This window comes from Flagellimonas okinawensis, from assembly GCF_029194005.1.
Lineage (GTDB): Bacteria > Bacteroidota > Bacteroidia > Flavobacteriales > Flavobacteriaceae > Flagellimonas > Flagellimonas okinawensis.
Genome location: NZ_JARFVA010000006.1, coordinates 1 through 17,789, shown reverse-complemented (window position 1 = coordinate 17,789; position 17,789 = coordinate 1). Strand labels below are relative to the sequence as shown.

The 17,789-nt window shown below is 40.8% G+C and carries 17 protein-coding genes; 2 read left to right on the top strand and 15 right to left on the bottom strand.

Going from position 1 to position 17,789, the window contains the following annotated elements:
• Positions 1-61: 61 nt before the first annotated feature.
• From PY091_RS14925 to PY091_RS14865, 13 genes are all read right to left on the bottom strand, one after another.
• Positions 62-853 carry a cation efflux transmembrane domain-containing protein gene (locus PY091_RS14925; RefSeq protein WP_040460578.1) on the bottom strand — a complete coding sequence of 264 codons (792 nt, stop codon included), beginning with the start codon at positions 851-853 and terminating at the stop codon, positions 62-64.
• Positions 850-1,098 carry a hypothetical protein gene (locus PY091_RS14920; protein ID WP_040460583.1) on the bottom strand — a complete coding sequence of 83 codons (249 nt, stop codon included), beginning with the start codon at positions 1,096-1,098 and terminating at the stop codon, positions 850-852. The genes PY091_RS14925 and PY091_RS14920 overlap by 4 nt, the downstream gene beginning before the upstream one ends.
• A 2-nt stretch (positions 1,099-1,100) precedes the next feature.
• The gene (locus tag PY091_RS14915; RefSeq protein ID WP_275650451.1) at positions 1,101-1,538 is read right to left on the bottom strand and encodes a Fur family transcriptional regulator; all 438 of its coding nucleotides are present in this window, start codon (positions 1,536-1,538) and stop codon (positions 1,101-1,103) included.
• Positions 1,539-1,575: 37 nt separating this feature from the next.
• A complete protein-coding gene (locus tag PY091_RS14910) occupies positions 1,576-4,101 on the bottom strand; it encodes a heavy metal translocating P-type ATPase (protein WP_275650450.1) in 2,526 nt (841 codons plus the stop codon).
• A gap of 9 nt (positions 4,102-4,110) precedes the next feature.
• Complete coding sequence (locus PY091_RS14905) at positions 4,111-4,458, bottom strand: SpoIIAA family protein (RefSeq protein WP_008992769.1); 348 nt, start codon at positions 4,456-4,458, stop codon at positions 4,111-4,113.
• A 44-nt stretch (positions 4,459-4,502) separates the two neighbouring features.
• The gene (locus PY091_RS14900) at positions 4,503-4,925 is read right to left on the bottom strand and encodes a Fur family transcriptional regulator (protein WP_275650449.1); all 423 of its coding nucleotides are present in this window, start codon (positions 4,923-4,925) and stop codon (positions 4,503-4,505) included.
• Between the two features lie 15 nt (positions 4,926-4,940).
• Entirely contained in the window at positions 4,941-5,279 is a 339-nt protein-coding gene (locus PY091_RS14895; protein ID WP_025743384.1) for a P-II family nitrogen regulator, read from the bottom strand.
• Positions 5,280-5,394: 115 nt separating this feature from the next.
• Positions 5,395-6,651 carry an efflux RND transporter periplasmic adaptor subunit gene (locus tag PY091_RS14890; protein ID WP_275650448.1) on the bottom strand — a complete coding sequence of 419 codons (1,257 nt, stop codon included), beginning with the start codon at positions 6,649-6,651 and terminating at the stop codon, positions 5,395-5,397.
• 16 nt (positions 6,652-6,667) lie between these two features.
• Positions 6,668-11,083 (bottom strand): CusA/CzcA family heavy metal efflux RND transporter, encoded by a 4,416-nt coding sequence (locus PY091_RS14885; protein ID WP_275650447.1) that lies wholly within the window; start codon positions 11,081-11,083, stop codon positions 6,668-6,670.
• A gap of 119 nt (positions 11,084-11,202) precedes the next feature.
• Positions 11,203-11,598: a hypothetical protein gene (locus PY091_RS14880; protein WP_244745226.1), complete on the bottom strand. Its 396-nt coding sequence runs from the start codon at positions 11,596-11,598 to the stop codon at positions 11,203-11,205.
• 74 nt (positions 11,599-11,672) lie between these two features.
• On the bottom strand, positions 11,673-13,118 hold the full coding sequence (locus tag PY091_RS14875; protein ID WP_028281656.1) for a type IV secretory system conjugative DNA transfer family protein: 1,446 nt from the start codon (positions 13,116-13,118) through the stop codon (positions 11,673-11,675).
• On the bottom strand, positions 13,115-14,143 hold the full coding sequence (gene mobB / locus PY091_RS14870; protein WP_008992775.1) for a MobB family relaxase: 1,029 nt from the start codon (positions 14,141-14,143) through the stop codon (positions 13,115-13,117). The genes PY091_RS14875 and mobB overlap by 4 nt, the downstream gene beginning before the upstream one ends.
• A complete protein-coding gene (locus tag PY091_RS14865; RefSeq protein WP_275650446.1) occupies positions 14,143-14,415 on the bottom strand; it encodes a hypothetical protein in 273 nt (90 codons plus the stop codon). The genes mobB and PY091_RS14865 overlap by 1 nt, the downstream gene beginning before the upstream one ends.
• A 72-nt stretch (positions 14,416-14,487) precedes the next feature.
• Here PY091_RS14865 and lexA point away from each other — a divergent pair, with 72 nt between their 5' ends.
• Together lexA and PY091_RS14855 are read left to right on the top strand one after the other, a co-directional pair.
• Positions 14,488-14,877 carry a transcriptional repressor LexA gene (lexA, locus tag PY091_RS14860; RefSeq protein ID WP_275650445.1) on the top strand — a complete coding sequence of 130 codons (390 nt, stop codon included), beginning with the start codon at positions 14,488-14,490 and terminating at the stop codon, positions 14,875-14,877.
• A gap of 11 nt (positions 14,878-14,888) precedes the next feature.
• A complete protein-coding gene (locus PY091_RS14855; protein ID WP_275650444.1) occupies positions 14,889-15,110 on the top strand; it encodes a DUF2188 domain-containing protein in 222 nt (73 codons plus the stop codon).
• 340 nt (positions 15,111-15,450) lie between these two features.
• Here the strand turns inward: PY091_RS14855 and istB are convergent, their stop codons facing one another.
• Both istB and istA read right to left on the bottom strand, forming a co-directional pair.
• Positions 15,451-16,188, bottom strand: a complete 738-nt coding sequence (gene istB, locus PY091_RS14850; RefSeq protein ID WP_275650443.1) for an IS21-like element helper ATPase IstB — start codon at positions 16,186-16,188, stop codon at positions 15,451-15,453.
• A 24-nt stretch (positions 16,189-16,212) separates the two neighbouring features.
• Complete coding sequence (gene istA, locus PY091_RS14845; protein ID WP_275650442.1) at positions 16,213-17,757, bottom strand: IS21 family transposase; 1,545 nt, start codon at positions 17,755-17,757, stop codon at positions 16,213-16,215.
• Positions 17,758-17,789 lie beyond the last annotated feature (32 nt).

The window sequence follows — 17,789 nt, the reverse complement described above, 5'->3', positions numbered from 1 at the left end:
TATTTCTTCTATTTTGAGACATTCTTTTATACTATTTCCAATTCATCTTCTGCAATCTAAGCTACTTCGACAATTTTAAAATTCTTATTGCACCACGCATCACAAACGTGAAAACGATGCCGCCAATTACTAAATCGGGCCATTTACTATTCAGAAAATAAACCAGTATCCCTGCTGCTATAACACCACCGTTAACAATGATATCATTGGACGTAAAAATGGCACTTGCCTGCATATGGGCTTCTTTGCTCTTGGTTTTGTTGATAAGCCAGAGCGATATCAAATTACCTACCAATGCGAAAATCGAAACGATAATCATCCATTGGAACAAAGGTGTTTCGGTATCGCTGAAAAACCTTCGCAAAACCTCTACAAACCCAAGTGTTGCCAATGCCATCTGAAAGTATCCGCTGAATTTTGCGACCTTCTTTTTTCTGGAAATGGCACCGCCTACCGCGAATAGGCTTAGCGCATATACGATGGAATCTGCCAGCATATCCAACGAATCTGCTATAAGTCCCATTGAGCCAGATATCCAACCAGTGGTCATTTCGATAACGAAAAAGCCAAAGTTGATGCCCAAGACCCACCAAAGGATTCTTTTTTGTTTGGATTGGTCTTCCATTACGGGTGGTTCGGCTTCTGTGGTTCCCTCAAAGGAATCCCCAAGTTTTAAGCTCGCTATAGACATTTGTATCGCCTTGATATCGTCCACGTGATATACTTCCAATTTTCTGTTGGGAATATCAAAGTCCAAATATTTTACTTCGGCATAAGACTCCAACTTCATCCGAATCATCTGCTCTTCTGAAGGGCAGTCCATTTTACTGATTTTAAAAGTGCTCTTGTTCATTTATATACTACTGAATTAATTGTCCTCAAGTGCTTCATTTGTTTATGCGACTCTATATACCTTTCCAAGAGTGACTTCAGGTTATCCAAATAGTCCACGAACGAGTTGACCGAAATCTCGGGTGTTTCGCAATCAGGAATGGTAATAGGGTTTTCATCGAGATATTGGTATAGTTCAGGATAGTCCTGTTCAATTCTCAAAGTTAATTCGTTAATTTCCTTGGTCAATTGCTGAAGCTTTTTCATCCTTATTGTTTTTTCCTGCATTTTTCACATACTCCTTTCAATACAAGGTTCACATTGTTTATTTCATAATCGTTTGGCAAGCTCTCTTCCGATATTTTATTCGGTAAACAGATGGTTTTCGTACAAACCACACAATGAAAGTGCATATGTAAATCTATACCATATTTAGCTTTGGCATTTTCATCAGAAATCGCATATTTTGCCACTCCGACCCCATCATTAATCTGATGAATCAACCCTTTATCCTCAAAAATCTTGAGATTGCGATAAAAGGTCGTTCTGTTTGCTGTTTTATTGGTTTCGCTCTTTTGAACAAAGGCCTTTTTCAAATCGGAAAAGGACACGGCACTTTGTTTCCTTTTTAGGAACTTGTATATCTTCGACCTCATTTGGGTAGGGCGAATACCGTGATTTGATAATATTTTTTCCGTTTTGGTCATTTTAACCTTGATTCAAAAGCAACCCTTTTTATTAAATTTATTTTTTATAAGCCAAAAGCCTTAAGGCATTGAATACCACAAGTAATGTTGAGCCTTCGTGGATGACGACCGCAATACCGATATTGGCAAGCCCAAAAATGGTTGAGGGGATAAGCAATGCCACAATACCGAGGCTGACCCAAAGGTTTTGCTTGATAATGGTCTTTGCCTTCCTGCTCAAACCTATGGCAAAGGGCAGGGTTTCCAGTTTATCGGCCATTAGGGCAATGTCAGCTGTTTCCAATGCCACATCACTGCCCGCTGCACCCATTGCGATACCTACGGTGCTGTTTGCCATTGCAGGGGCATCGTTCACACCGTCGCCTACCATTGCGACTTTGGATTCCTGTTCTTTTAATTTTTTAATGGCATCTACCTTTTCCTCTGGCAACAGGCTTCCCCAGGCATCGGTCAACCCAATTTCTTTAGCAACGGCATCGGCAACCTTTTGATTATCGCCAGTTAGCATTATCATCCGCTTAATACCGATTTCCTTTAATTTTTTAAGGGTTTCCTTGGCCGCTTCCCGTGGGGTATCCATCAGGGCGATGATACCTATATATTCTTTGTTCCTTCTTATGAGCATTGTGGTATTTCCACCACCTTCAAGTTCTTTTACTTTATTCGATATAACTTCGGATGGTTTTGCTTCATCGAGGTCTTCGTACAAGTCAAGGTTTCCAATATAGATTTTATCCTTGCCCAAAGAAGCTTTGATACCTTTTCCGAGAACCGCTTCCAAATCTGACGCATCGGTAATATCAGTACCTTTCAGACGCTCTTTCCCATCCCTTACGACGGCTTTGGCCAAAGGGTGGTCGCTCAAGTTTTCAACGGCAACGGCTATCTTTAACAGTTCATTTTCTTCAATATTCCCCAGTGGTACTACTTCGGTAAGTTTGGGCTTGCCTTCGGTAAGCGTGCCCGTTTTATCAAAAGCCAAAGCGGTAATGACCCCTAAATCCTCAAGCGGTCGCCCACCTTTGATAAGAACACCGCCCCGTGCTGCCCGTGCCACACCGCTTAATACCGCACTTGGTGTTGAAATGGCGAGTGCACAGGGACTGGCGGCTACCAATACTGCCATTGCACGGTAAAAACTATCGCTAAAGGGTTCATCGATGACCAAGAAAGCGAAGAGCAGTAGCACGACCAATACCAGTACGGAAGGCACAAAATATCTTTCAAATTTATCGGTAAGCAACTGGGTGGGCGATTTTTGGGTCTGTGCCTCGTTGACCAATTTTACCAATCGGGACAGCGTAGAGTCCTTTGCTTCTTTGATTACCTTTATTTCAAGGGTGTTGTTGCCATTAATAGTTCCAGAAAATACGCGGTTTTCGTCTTTGATTTCATCATCCTCTGAATAGTCCTTGGCAGTATCCTCCACGGGAACTTTGTCCACCGGTACACTTTCCCCGGTAATAGGGGCTTGGTTGACACTACTTTTTCCTTTGACCACAACACCATCGGCAGATATTTTACTGTTGGGCTTGACCACAATGATATCGCCTATAATTAATTTTTCAATACCGACTTCTTCTGTCTTGTCATCTTTTTTCAGCAAGGCTGTTTTTGGTGCCAAATCTGCCAGTGCTGCGATAGATTTTCGGGCCTTTTCCATTGCATAATGTTCAAGGGCGTGCCCCAAACTAAACAGGAACAATAACAATGCACCTTCTGCCCATTCTCCCAGAATGGCTGCACCAATGGCGGCAACCAGCATTAAGAAGTCAATTTCAAAACCGCCTTTGGCAACGGTCTGTACTGCTTCCTTGGCCGTAAAGAAACCACCGAAAAAGTAAGCGCCAATGTATAAAGTAAGACTGACCCAATCTGGGATGGATTCCACATAGGAAAGGCCGAAACCTATTCCGAGAAGTGCCCCACAGATAATGGAAAAAATGAGCTCCGTATTTTTACCGAAAATACCACCGTGGGCGTGCTCTTCTCCTTCCTCGTGGGTCTCGCCTTCTTTGTGCTCGTGTCCCTCTGTGGAAGTTTGCTCTTTAGTCTCTTCCTTCTTTGAACGCTCCTGTTTTTTGGATGCTTTGGTGTAATCATTTTCGTTTGAAGCACTTCTTTGAATCTGAAGGTCTTCTTTTTCAATTTGTTTACTTATTTCATCAAAATTTGTTTGCTTTTTATCAAATTCAAGTCGTACCATTCCAGAGCCTGAAACGGAAGCTTCCAAAACTCCATTGATTGCCAAAAGGCTTTTCTCTATGGAACGAGCCTGTCTTGTGTGTCTAATTCCTTTAACTTCAATGAGCAAATGCCCGTATTTTTCGGTAATCTTGGCACCAGTACTTTCGGCGAGGGATTGAATGCGGTCAATGGAAATGATATCTGGGTCATAATGAAAACAGAGCTGTGGCACATCAGCTCCGTTTGCATCGGCAATGTGCACTTTTTCGATGCCCTCTTTAGCTTGTAGTTTTTGAATAAGCCTTTCAACACAAGAATCTTTTTCGTTAGGAACTTGCGGAAGGATGACCGGTATTTTTAGTTGTAGTTTTTCCATTTTTTATTTTTATTTTATCCACTCTTTGGCATCGTCTTTTTCTTCGGTCTTATAAAATTTTATATGGGCTTCTGAAAAAGGAAGCAATACCTCGGTAAATTGCTCTTGCCATTTAACGCTACCCACCAAAGCAACACGCTTTAAATGCTTTTCATTCGGAAGGTTTAATTCAATGCCCTTCCAATAGGCACTTACCGTCCAGCCTTCAAAATTTTGCATTTCAATGTACCAGAAAACTTCCTGATATGCATTTATGTGTTCTGTTAAGACCGGTATCAAGTTTTCATAATCCTTGGCATCCAGCTTGTTTTCTGCTACCATATATACCGTAGCTTCTTTTTTATAGATTGTTATCATTGCTAATTATTTATAAATGATAATTGAATTTAAAAACCAAAGGTTTAATCCAAATTGCCACTGCATTTTTCGCAGATACCCTTTACCACCAAGTTAATGTCCTTCGTGATATAGCCATCAGGCAAGTTGATGTGAGGGATTTTATGCTCTGTTAAACAGACTGTTTCATTACAATTGTTGCAATGAAAGTGCAAATGAAGGTCGTTGCCGACCTCGCATTCACAATTTTCTTCGCAAAGGGCGTATTTTATAATTCCCGTACCATCCTCAATTTGATGCACAATACCTTTTTCTTCAAATGTTTTCATAGTCCTAAATAGGGTGCTTCTTTCACTGACCTTAAAATCCTTTTCCAAGTCGCCAAGACTTATGGTCGCCTCTAATTCCGCCAAACGTTTATAAGTCATCAAGCGCATAGCCGTAGGTCGTATCCCTTTGCTTTCCAGAAGTTGAACTAATTTTTCCATTTACAACAAAGTGTTTTATAGGTCGTACCGTTTTAAGGATTCTCCAGTTTTAATTTGAAAGGCATCCTCAATATTTGCTATATAGATAATACCATCTCCAGGTTCTTCCGTTTTGCCATTTTTTAAAATTATTTCAATGGCAGCTTGGGCTTCCTCATTTTGACAGACCAATTCCAGCTTAACTACAGGACTATCGGTAATACGAAAATCCAACGACGGTCTTGCGCCTTTTGCCTTAAATGCTCCTGTGCCTTCTCCATTTGAAAGGGTCATACTTTCAAATCCATTGTCAGAAAGTGCTTCAATGACTCTTTGGATTCGGTTCGGTTTTATAAATGCTTTTATTTCCTTCATATTATGAATTTTTTAAATTTTTAATCGATTTTGAACCGAGCCTGTTTTCTAATTTTTAACTAACTAATTAAGACGATAAACAAACTCGGAATCAAAATCTTTGATTATTATTGAATTAATGTCCGTGTTCCAGTTCGCCTTTAACCATCTCGGAAGACAGGTTATAAGCTCCGTTTATGACAACTTTGGCATCCTTTGAAACTTCGGCAGGCAGATTGACTTCAACAAAGCCTAAATCAGTAATACCAACCGTTACGGGTATCATTTTGAATTTCATTTTGCCTACTTCCATTTCCTCATCTTCATCCAATATGAAAATGAAGGATTGCTCGCCTTCCTTTATAATGGCGGCTTCCGGAACGGCGAAACCCTTTTTCTCGCCCTGCACTATGCGCCCTTCCACATACATACCTGGCAAAAGGTTTTTATCCTTGTTTTCTATATCGGCAAGAACTTCTATAGCTTTTGGGTCGGTATTGAAGGTTTTACCTATAGACCGAACGGTGGCCTTAAGCAGTTCATCTGGGTGAGAGGCCGTGGAAAAATATATCTGTTGTCCTTTCTGGATTTGCTTTATGTCCTTTTCATAGACTTTGAAGTTGACATAAATTTTTGAATTATCACTTATCGAGAACATTTTGGATTGTGTACCAACATAATCTCCCAAACTTATCATTACTTCGTCCACGTAACCACTTATGGGCGTGGTAATGGGAACTGCGGAATATATTTGGCCTTCCGCCACTTTTTCCGGATTAATCCCCAACAACCTCAATTGAGCCCTTAAACCATTGACACTGGATGTTGTGGAACGAAATTTTGACTGTGCCATCTGAAATTCCTTTCCCGAAGACACACCTTTATCGTAAAGGGTCTGCTTGCGTTCAAAATCCTGTTTCAAAAAGACCAGTTCGTCATTTTTTTCCTGATAGTCCTGTTGCATTGCAATGATATCCGGGTGTTCTATATATGCCAGCACCTGACCTTTCTTTACGTTATCTCCGGGTATTACCTTTATGGAACTCACATTTCCACCAACAAAAGGGCTTATGTTCGCCTTGTCCTGTGGGAAAAGTTCCAGAGTTCCTGTTACCTTAATGTTGTTCCCTAAATTGCGTTCCTCCAGAGGTTTCATTTCCAAACCAATGGTTTCGGCCTGTTGCTTTGTGAGTTCCACAACGCCCTCTTCCTCGCTGTGACCTTCTTCTTCTCCTTCATTGTGACCTTCCTCGCCGTGTGCATCTTCTCCAGCTTCATTGGTTTTTGATACGCCTTCGGCTTCGTTGTGGCCAAGTTCAGATTTTGGGGCATCATTACAACTCATAAACATAAGTGTAAATAATACGGTACTTACTAATAGTATATTCTTCATTTCTCTTTTTTTAAGGTTATAAATTGCCCAATTGATATTGCATATCAATGGTCTGCTGGTTAAACTGATTGATGTATTGTAAATGGTTTTGTTTAATACGGATGGCACTGTTGAGAATCGTGATGTAATTGACGTAATCTATTTCGCCTTCTTTAGATGCCAATTGCGCGGTGGTAATTTGTTCTTCTGCCAAGAGTAGTGCGCCTTCTTCGTAATATTGCAAAATCTTCTTTGTTTTTTCAAGGGATTTAGTCAATTGCGACACACGACTTTCCGTGACCGCCTTTTGTTCCAAATATTGATTCTCTGCTACCATTGCGTCTGCCTTGGCCGCCTTTACCCTTGACTTCTGGGGAAAAAACCATAACGGAATGCTAATACCTGCCTGATAGGTGTTGAAGCCTGACACTTCATCCACAACCTGTCTGCCATACGATAAGCTGAATTTCGGCAGGAATTGTGATTTCTCAACACCTACGTTTGCCTTGCTTACTTCGGCATTTTGCAACGCATATTGCAACATTGGGTTATTGGCCACCGAAGTGGAATCCAATGTCGCCATAAAATCCAATGTTTTGTATGGTTCACTAATCGTTTCAATGGATTCATCCGTTCCCAAATACTGTTTTAAGGCACGTTTGGCAATTTCAATATCATCAAAGGCCTGTTGCCTTAATACTTGAATCTGTTGAAATTCGGAAGAGGCTGAAATAAATTCCAATTTACCTGTTTCTCCCGTATCATACCGAAGTTGGGCAGCGGTTCTAAAATTGGCATAAATACTGTCCAATTGGTCTGCAAAACGCAACTGTGCCTTGTAATAATTAATTTGGTCATACGCCTGCATCACATTACGCACCAATTGTTGTTCACTGGCCACATAAAACTTTTCTCCCAAGGCAATACGCTCTTTGTAAAACTTCGATTTTGAAAACCCGGAAAGCAAATCAATGTTGCCCTGTTGCACACCAACGGTTGTCTGCACTCCAGGAAGATTATTTCCATATTCTTCTTTGCCAGTGAAAACTTGAGTGCTACCAAGGTCAAAACTCGTTCCCTTTAGTGCCTTTTCCCGTTCAATAAAAGCTTGGCTCTCTTTAAGTGATGGATAATTCTGTTTAGCCATAGCAATTGCCTCATCAACGGTCAATGTCTTTGGAATTGTACCATCTTGATTGGTGTCTTGGGCAAATGAAGTCCCGGAAGCCATCAAACCTCCAACCATCAATAATACGGTTACGATACTGGGTGATGTTTTAATATAGCTTACATCTCCACCATTGTCCTTCTTTTCTTTTCGGGATTCCAGCCAATAGTATAATACGGGAAGGACCACAAGCGTCAAAAACGTTGCGGTAATCAAACCACCGATAACCACTGTTGCCAAAGGCCTTTGCACTTCCGCACCACCAGAGGTAGAAACCGCCATAGGGATAAAGCCCATAATGGCCGCGGTTGCCGTCAGCAAAATTGGACGTAAGCGTTCGTGCGTTGCTTCGTATATTCGTTTTTTTAAGTCTGTCATTCCACTTTCTTTTAGTTCATTGAATTTGTTTATCAGTACCAATCCGTTTAAAACCGCAACTCCAAAGAGCACGATAAAACCAACGCCTGCGGAAATACTAAATGGCATTCCACGAACCCACAAAGCAAATACGCCACCAATGGCCGCCAAAGGCACTGCCATATAAATCATTACCGATTGTGAGAACGAACTCAAGGCAAAATAAAGCAATATGAATATTAAGAAAAGTGCAATAGGCACTACAATCATCAATCGGTCAGAAGCACGTTGTAGGTTTTCGAACGAACCTCCATAGGTTACAAAATAACCAGGTGGCAATTTTACTTGTGTTTCCAATTTTTGCTGTATTTCCTCGACCATCGATTTTACATCGCGTCCACGGACATTGACACCTACCGAAATACGACGAGACGTGTTGTCCCTTGAAATTTGCATTGGTCCGGGTTTATAACTGATTTCCGCCACTTCCTTTAATGGTACTTGCGCTCCATTTGGCAAATCGATATAAAGATTTTTAAGGTTGTTGATGTCTTGTCTAAATTCCTTTGCCAATCGGATAACCACATCGAACCGTTTTTCGCCTTCAAAAATTACACCTGCCTCTTCTCCTGCAAAGGCGGCACTTACATAATCATTCAATTTATCCACGGTTACACCGTATTGTGCCATTTTTGCGCGATTGTATTCCACCGTCATTTGAGGTAAGCCACTTGTAGCTTCCACATTGAGGTCAGCCGCTCCGGGTACAGTTCTAATGACCGCAGCGATTTCCTGTACCTTGTCTGCCAAAACGCCCAAATCTTCCCCATATAGTTTAATGGCAACATCTTCTCGGACACCCGTCAATAATTCATTAAAACGAAGTTCTACAGGTTGGGTAAACACGAAATTTACGCCTGGAACAACTGAAATTTTTTCCTGTATTTTTTCGATAAGTTCTTCTTTGCTGTCTGCTGAAGTCCATTTGCTCTTATCTTTTTCAAGAATGATATAACTATCCGCAATGTCCATAGGCATTGGGTCGGTTGGGATTTCGGCAACCCCAATTCTTGAAATTACTGTTTTTACTTCTGGAAATTCATTGATTAAATTTTGAAGTTTTTTTGAAGCCTCGATGGACTCGGTAAGACTGCTACCTGGTTTTATCAACGCTTGAAACGCAATATCGCCCTCATCAAATTTTGGGATAAATTCGCCGCCCATGTTGCTGAAGATAAATCCTGCGATTAATAGTAGGGTAACTGCGCCTATAACGACACCAGCCCGAAAACGAAGTGCAAAATTGAGCAACGGTACATATCCTCTATTTAGCCCAGACATTATTTTATCACTGAACCTATCAATTTTATTTTCAAACTTGGCAAACCAACCGTTTTGGTTCTTTGCTGGTTTCAAGAACATCGACGAAATCATTGGGACGTAAGTAAGACAAAGGATAATCGCTCCTAAAACGGCAAATCCAAAGGTAAAAGCCATTGGACGGAACATTTTTCCTTCCACACCAGTCAAAAAGAGAATCGGTGTAAATACAATAAGGATAATCAATTGTCCGAAAAATGCCGAATTCATCATCGTACTTGCCGATTCGTAGGCTATTTCATCCATTTCGGGCTGACCTATGGCAGTTGTGGTTTTTTTCATCCGTTGATGGATATGAAAAACCATTCCTTCAACAATGATTACCGCACCATCCACGATGATTCCAAAGTCGATTGCACCCAAGGACATTAAATTTGCCCACACCCCAAATTGTTTCATCAAAATAAATGCGAAGAGCAGTGATAATGGGATTACCGAAGCTGTAATCAAACCACCACGGAAGCTTCCCAACAATAGCACCAAAACAAAAATCACAATCAGCGAACCTTCAATAAGGTTTTTCTCGACTGTACTTGTGGTTCTTCCTATCAATTCACTTCGACTTAAAAACGGTGCTATATAAACACCTTCCGGCAAGGATTTTTGTATTTCATCAATACGGTTTTGTACATTTTCTATCACAGTACCAGGGCTTTCGCCTTTAAGCATCAAAATCTGTCCGCCTACAGATTCGTGACCGTCTTGGGTAAATGCACCATAACGCACTTGGTTTCCGTAGCCCACTTTTTCGGCAACGTCCCTTACCAAGACAGGGCTTCCATTTTGAGTGGTCACAACCGTGTTTTCCAAATCGGCGATACTTCGAGCCAGCCCTTCGCCACGGATAAAATTGGCTTGGTGGTTTTTTTCAATGTAAGCACCACCGGTATTGGCATTGTTCACTTTAAGAGCTTCAAATACCTGATTCATTGTAATGCCAAAACTTTTTAGTTTATCAGGATTAATGGCAACTTCGTATTGTTTTACATAACCTCCAAAGGCATTGACCTCGACTACGCCTGGCACTAAAGCCATTTGGCGTTTTACAATCCAATCTTGGATGGTGCGAAGCTCCATTGCATCATATTTGTCTTCATAGCCTTCTTTTACTTTTAAGGTATATTGAAAAATTTCGCCCAGACCTGTTGTTATGGGAGCCATAAAAGGTGTGCCAAAACCTTCGGGGATTTCTCCGGCAACTTCGGTTAATTTCTCCTGTACCAATTGCCGTGGCAGATAAGTGCCTGCCTCGTCCTTAAAAACAATGGTAACCACGGACAGCCCAAAACGGGATACTGAACGCAGCTCGATGACGTCAGGAAGATTGGCCATTGCCAATTCTACGGGATAGGTAACAAATTGTTCTATATCTTCTGTCCCCAAGTTTGGGGCCACGGTTATTACCTGTACTTGGTTGTTTGTTATATCGGGTACAGAACCCAAGTTTATAGTGGCCATAGACCAAATGCCCGTACCAACAAGTGCCACTATAAATAAGCCAATAATAAATTTATTATTAATGGAAAATGAAATGATTTTGTTAATCATAGAAAAAGTATTAATTCAGTTTAAAACTTACGATGCGAATAGGTGCAACGCATTTATATAGCAATGCCTATCTTGAGAAGCATCACGTTAGGATATAGCTATCCTTAAAAAAAACTGAATTATACTTTAGGGGGTTGGAAAAGCGATTCCAAATATCTGGAAGAGAAGTTTACTTTATGTAAGTTAACCTGTTTTTTTCCTTCAAACTTTAATTGATTAATTAAAGCCAAATTGTTGTTCTCAATCATTAACACTAAAGGGTGACAACATTGCTGATGGGAATGGATTGGTGTATTCTCCTTATCAGGGTTATGATGATGCCCTTCATTTTTTGCACCATTGTCAATGTAATCTTCGACTACGTATTCAAGGAAAGAGTCTCCATAAACTTTATGGTCTTGATAATGGGTAATAATGCTTGAAATTTCTTTAATTGGCCCACAAAAGTCCATATCAATGCTGATTCCCTGAAAAAAGAATAAAATAGACATTGATATGGAAAAGAATATTTTCATAAAGTTTGACAAAGATACAAATTAATCGATGCACAGGTTGTGCAAAAACTATGGTTGTTCTTTATTTACTAATTTTAGTTAACCTTAAATATAGATTTTGCCTCTCTATAAATCCGTTCAAAATTGAGCTTTAATTCATCGGTTGTAAAATGTTGATGAGGATTTGGTATTTCTCTTTTAATCGTTTGTAGTTTAAATTGAACTCTTTTATCTTTGCCATCAGCAAAAGTTATAAACTCGCCTTGTTTCAAACGGAAAAAAACATCTGCTCTACGTTTAGAAACTTCTTTTTCGCCTGTGGTAATTCTCGTATCAAAATTTAGATTGTGTCCACGATTTATACTTGTGGTTTCCTTACGAACAATCTCAAAGAAACGCTCATAATATTTTGCAGTATCTGGGTCATTAACTTTGCCGAAAAACTGATAGGAAAGATTGCTCAAAATAGCCTTACTCGCTTTGTCTCCATATAGCATATCATTCTGAATTTTATCCTGCATCACGTAAATTGTGGCAATATCATAGCTTCTTAAAGTTGCGGGAATGCGGTGCATATTAAGCAGCTTTATGGTTGGGGCTTCTTCCATCATTAAAAATGACGACTGTTGACCTCTCACGCTCATTTGCTTGATGACTGTGTGCATAATTGCAGCGATGATAGGCGAGTAAGCTGATTCATATTTGGGATGGTTCACGATGCAGATAACAGCAGGATTGTCCTTGCTGTTGATATTCAATGGTACTTCATCTTTTGACAAAGCCATAAACAACTGTTGTGAACCTATCTTTTTAAAGGCATTGGCCAATGTGCTTTTCACACCTGCCGTTTGTTTGTCAGAATCCATTCCGTTGATAAAAGCACTTGCCATACTTCGGGAAGTGATATTTGAGCTCACAAAAGTAACCAACTGTTTGGTAGTCATCGATTGAAAAATAGCAATCAAATGGGGCAGGGTGCAATATTGAGGATAGGACGTTTTTAGTTTCCAAATCATTCCACCCATCAAACCTTCAACAGCATCACTGAAGAATTTTGTGGTACTGTTTGTACTGGATTCGTTGAACTCCAAAAGATTTTCAATGAGTACCTTGGATAATTCATTCACACTTTCCTCATTGGGCAAATATCTTGGGGTAATTGGGTTTACACAATAATGGATTTGGTCAAAAGCTATGGTATAGAATTTAATATCCTTTTCTTTAAATAATGGGTAGGCAATTTCGGTAAGTTCAAAATCCTTGTAATCGTGTATGATACCACAAAATTGATGGGTACTAAAATGCTGTAAAAAATTATAGATAACACTTTCTGTTTTACCGCTTCCCGCAGAGCCAATAATCGATGCACCTCGCTTGATATTTTCGATTTGAAATTTTCCACGACGAAGTTTAAAGCGTACCTGATATTTCTTATCTCCGTTTTTGGGCTCTTCTTGATGAAGAAACACATATAAAACTGTACTGACAAACAATACCGGAACAACAATAAAAAGGATGATATGTGGTATTGACATACTCATATCCCAATAGAACCCGACTGTATTGCTCGGTCAATCCCTTTTTTAAACTTGTTGATTATCTTTAATGCCAACTGTACTTTGTTTGTTGGAATATTCATTATGGGTACACCAGATTTGGCAAGTATTTTATAGGCAGTTGCCTTTTCATTGGTTGGCAATCCCGAAAGAATTGAGAAATACAACTTTGGATTTTTCAGGAATGTTTTACGTGCCTTATAAGTTTCAACATAGTTTCGTTTGTATTGAAATAGAGTGTCAAACGTTTTTTCAGAAGCCTTAAAGAATTTGTCCCTATCAAAACCACGTTTTACAGGTTTGCCATTAAAAACGGTTTCCGAAGCTTTGTACTTGCTACCAGGGGACAAACTGTATTTATTGGACATATCCTTTCTGCTCACAATAATATGGATATGGCTTTGAGAGCCTTCTTTAGGCATCCCTCTAACAATGCGTTTTCCATCTTGTTGATGTGGTGCTTCTTTTTCCAATCGGGACATCGTTTGCTGTAATTTTTTGATGTTGCCTTCTAATTCGCCACTTTTAATTTTCCGGATATCGTTCTTAATTTGAAGTATCTTGGTGGCATAAGGTTGGTTCTCCTGAATTTTCCTATCCGTTCCCTTATACGTACGCTGATGCTCAATTTTGGCATAGTATATAATGTCATCTACAGTAACAGCTCGTCCGTTTATTTCCCGATTAAAAGATTTAGCGTACTCTTTCATCAATTCTCGGGTGTACTTTTTCAGTTCCTCGGAATGATTTTGCAATCGCTTCAATTCATAAGCACTCGGATTGACTGTAATGGAATAAAACTTTGGTTCGGTCTTTTTGAGTTTAGCCGTATTTCCGTCAATTTCTTTAATGACTTCCTTACCTGATATTTCTTCGCCATACTGATTGAAAAAATGTTCCATTTCATCAATGGATTTGTCATCGTTTTCTTTTTCGAGATAAGCGACAAAATCGGAAACGCTCTGTGCATAATTGCCATCTAATGTCTGTTTGGTTACTGTGATATACATTATAATTTTTGTTTAATGTTTTCAAATTCATCTTTGCTTAAATCCAGTTTTAAATAGCCACCTCCAAAACTGCTTTTAACATAAGTGGTCTTATCAATGATTTTTTCTAAATCATATTTTACGGAATGGAATTGTTGTTGAACTTCTTCGTACCGATTTCGATAATGATTCAGTTCCTCATTTTCTGTAATCAATTCCTGTTGTTCAAATTCAAATAATTCTTCTTGTGCTTCTTCCTCTTTTGGATTCTCCTGAAAGAGCAGTTCCAACATTGCATTGGTGGGTTTGGTCTGGTTTTTTTCAATATCCCAGAACTGGTTAGGAAAAGTGAAAACGAGGAATCAATGGAACTTACTACTAACATTCCTGTTTTGGGAAATGTTGCTTGTGGTCATCCTCTTTTTGCTGAGGAAAATGTTGAAGCAGAAATTCCTGTTTCTACTAAGCTTATCAAAAAGGATGAAAACTATTTCATTCTAAGAGCATCTGGTGATTCGATGAATTTAGCTGATATCGATGATGGAGATCTTGTGTTGATAAGACAGGTACAGACAGCAAGAAATGGAGATCGGGTAGTTGCTCTCATTGACGATGAAGCTACTATAAAGGAGTTTCATCATTTGGGAAGTATGATTGCCTTAAAACCAAAGTCTAGTAACCCAACTCATCAACCCATCGTGTTGACAAATGATTTTAAGATTCAAGGTATTGTAGAAAACGTAATAAAAATCTAATAATTATAAATATGAAAAAGAATCAACATGTTGTCCCGCACAGTGATGGTTGGGCGGTCAAGGGAGCTGGAAATCAAAAAGCTACCAAAGTCACTTCAACTCAAAAGGAAGCAATCAAGGTGGCACGAGATATTGCAATTAATCAAAAATCAGAGCTTTTAGTTCATAACACAAAAGGTCAGATTAGACAAAAGGATAGTTTTGGTAATGACAATTTTCCACCAAAAGGATAAATCTGAGATTAGATGATGCGATTTGTCCTAAAAATTTTATTGGCATTTGTGCTTATCATAATCGGTAATAACATTGGAGAATCGCTTCAATCTGAATTTGTTGGTGGGGGATTAATATTGCTCATAACAGTATTACTTATTGATGGTTTTGATTTTTTTTATAAGAACTGGAATCGATTAAACTTGACACTCCACGCATATTGGTTAGGCCTTTTTGGGAAATATATAAGGTTTTCTATGTCCTACCAGTGGATAAGCCGGGTAAACTGACCCACCTTCGCCGGATAAAACTGACCATAGCAAACGAACTGCCCAGATTTGATCTATCCTTGGGTTAAACTTAGTTTTTATTTTTTAATTTTCTTCTCATCGATTCTCCTTTTATATCTATTCTGTGAGCTGTATGCACCAAACGGTCGAGGATGGCATCGGCCAGTGTTCTCTCCCCGATAATGTCGTGCCACTTTGATACGGGCAATTGTGATGCTATTATAGTGGATTTTTTGCCGTGCCTGTCCTCGATGATCTCCATAAGTGCATGCCTATTGATGTTGTCCAATGGCTTAAGGCCGAAGTCATCCAAGATGAGCAGGTCCTGTTTTTCAAGTTTGCTTATCTGCTTTGGATAGGAACCGTCGGCCTTTGATGTCTTGAGCAGGGTAAAGAGCTTTGCGGTATTGAAGTACATTGTTTTTGATCCCATGGTACAGGCCTGGTGGCCGATGGCCGATGCCAGGTAACTTTTGCCCACGCCGGTACTACCGGTAATAAGTATGTTCTCCCTTTTTTGGATGAACCCGCAGGAACCGAGCCGCCGGACCAGGTTCTTGTCCAGTTGGCGCGACGGTCGGTAGTCGATGGCCTCCATGACGGCCGTATACCTGAACCTTGCGGACTTGGTCAATCGCTCTATCCTACGGTTATGGCGGTCGTCCCATTCGTTCTGGACGAGATAGGCAATGAGTTCGTCATTGGTATAGTCGGTATCGGCACCTCCGGTTTCCATTGTTGTTGCAAAGGCCCTGTGCATTCCATAGAGCCTCATTTCTTTCATCAATTGCATTGTTTTTTCGTTCATATGTCCTGTTTTTAAGTATTGTTCCTATTCGTAGTATTTCCCCCCTCTTATGTTGTTGTGCTCGGGCATTTCCATATCCCCGTCGATACCTTCATCGATCTGGTCCCATCCCTTTTTCAGGATGCGCTCGACCATATTGTAGTTGTACGCACCATATTCCGAGGCACGTTTGCACGCATTCTCAAGACGTTCTCTTCCGTACTTTTTGGCAAGGTGGAGTACCCCCAGACAGGATTTGTAGGATTGTTCCGGGTGTTGCTTCTTCTCCAGGATGGCAATGATGTACCCTTTACAGTGTCCGCCGATATTGCCCGCCCAATCGATGAACCTTTCGCTGCTCCACTCGCTTACGAAACGATGGTGCGATGGCATATGGTCGGCCAAGGTGGTATAGCCGTATTTTTTCCTGCTCCTTGTATGTACGGCGAACCTTTCGTGCTTATGGTAGATCTCGACGATGTTGTCGGTATAGACCAGCTTGACCTGTTTGCCTATATGTCTGTAGGGTACGCTGTAATAATGCTTGTCCTTCCCAAAATAGATATGGCTGTTCTTGTGCACGGTGGCCTGGGCATATCGTTTTACCTCATAGCGTTTCTCGGGCAGGGGCATCAGTTCTCCCTTCTCGATTTCCATAAAAAGCGAACGCCTGGAATATTCCCTTCCCCTGAACGACATTGCGTTGTGTTTTTCCAACAGTTCCCTTATCGCGATGTTGATATCGGTTATGCCATGGAAGACCTGGTTCCGTAAAGGGGCGAACACCCTGGTGTAGATTATCTTCACGGCGTTCTCCACTATGGCCTTGTCCCTTGGCCTATAGGTACGTGTGGGCAGTACTGCCGTTTCGTAGTGTTCGGCAAAGTCGGCGAAGACCTCGTTGACCTTGGGCTCGTAACGGCTGCTCTTGGTGACCGCCGACTTAAGGTTGTCGGGCACCAGGGCCTTTGGTACGCCGCCGTAGAACCACAGTGCGTTCTCGGTGCAGCGGATGAAGTCCTCCAGTTTTTGGCTTGCACAGGCCTCTACATAAGTGTATTGGCTGCTGCCGAGTATACACACGAACACCTCCAGTTCCTTCAGTTCACCGGTCTCCCTGTCAACGATATGGAGTTTCTTTCCCGTGAAGTCTATAAAGAGCTTGTCGCCGGCCTTGTGCTCCATGTGCATTACCGGAGAGGTTTCCTTGCGCCATTCGGCGTACCAATACTTGAACTGTGAGAGCTTGAAGCCATCGGGGTGCTTGGCATAATATTCCTCCCACAACAATTGCCTGGTCACCCCGGTCTTGCGGAGCTCTTTGTCAAAATAGGGAAAGTACTGCCTTAAGGTCAGCAACCGTTGGCTCTTGCGCTTTTGCCCGTCCTTAAAAAGGTTGTGGAGTTCCTCCAAGGTCATCTTCTCCACCTCGTAGGCCGTAAAACGGTAGCGCTTGAAGAATTCGATGTACTTCCTGATTGTGACACGGGATATGCCCAATTGCTGGCTTATCCTCCGTTTGCTAGTGCCGGAGGTGTACAGTTTGTAAATCAGTTTTGTTTTTCGCATGTCTATCTGCTTGTTCGCCATGGTGCTTTTTAACAAAAAAAGCACTTAGACTT